Source organism: Bartonella sp. AA83SXKL (genome assembly GCF_042196965.1).
Taxonomy (GTDB): Bacteria; Pseudomonadota; Alphaproteobacteria; order Rhizobiales; family Rhizobiaceae; genus Bartonella.
The window spans coordinates 1-879 of record NZ_JBHIRG010000134.1 but is presented as its reverse complement, the minus strand read 5'-3'; the positions used below and the strand labels follow the sequence as shown (position 1 = coordinate 879).

At 35.2% G+C, this 879-nt stretch carries 1 protein-coding gene; it reads left to right on the top strand.

Annotated elements, in window-relative coordinates; genetic code table 11:
* A partial coding sequence (locus ACFINO_RS10135) for a hypothetical protein (protein WP_375655694.1) occupies positions 1–576 on the top strand: 576 nt, incomplete at its 5' end.
* Between the last annotated feature and the right edge of the window lie 303 nt (positions 577–879).

Genomic DNA, 879 nt, shown 5'->3' with positions numbered 1-879 from the left:
GGCTTTATTGAAAAGGAAGATAACCTTTCTCATGATGGCAATTGCTGGGTTTATGATAATGCTTGTGTTGTAAAATCTGGTCGTGTTTATGAAAATGCAAGGGTATATGGCAATGCTGCCATTGGTGGTTTTGTTTATGGCAATGCGCATGTATATGATAAAACCCGCGTGTATTTTGGAGCTCATGTTTATGATAATGCGCATCTTTCTGATAAGGTGTGGGTTTATCAATATGCAAGGGTTTATGGGAATGCAAAATTAACAGGAAGTGCACGCATTTATAGCAAAGCTGAGGTTTATGATCATGCTGTTGTAAGTAGCTCTTCAAAAATTTATGGCAAGGTTTATGGCAATGCTAGCGTGGGTGGGTATGTTAAGGTCTATGGTTCTGTTTATGGCAATGCTAAAGTGACTGGTTATCACACCATTAGAGGTTTGGTACATGGCAATGCAAGATTAAAAAGAAATGAGTATTCATATACAGAACAAAACCCTTATTATGCATATGGAATTCCTGAAGATTGTGAAATTTATGAAAACGATACCGTTGTAAAGATTAGTGAAAAAGCAGCGTAAATAAAATAACGGGGCGGGGGGCTGCTTTATAGCAAAAAAGCCGCGCCTTTAAAGGACACGGCTTTTGTTTGCAACTGGAAACTTATACATTTTAAATGTTAAAATATATTACACAAAACGTGTAAAAATGCAAGCCTTAATACATAAAAACCGCATCAAAATGAATTGATACGGCTTTTATTATCAAAACAGCTAGCGATCTAAATAAACGATTAAAAGAAATAACCGAAATATAAAAGAACATCTCTTTATTGCACAAAACGTATCAAAAAGCAAGCTGTTAAGTAAAATAAAAATGGGATT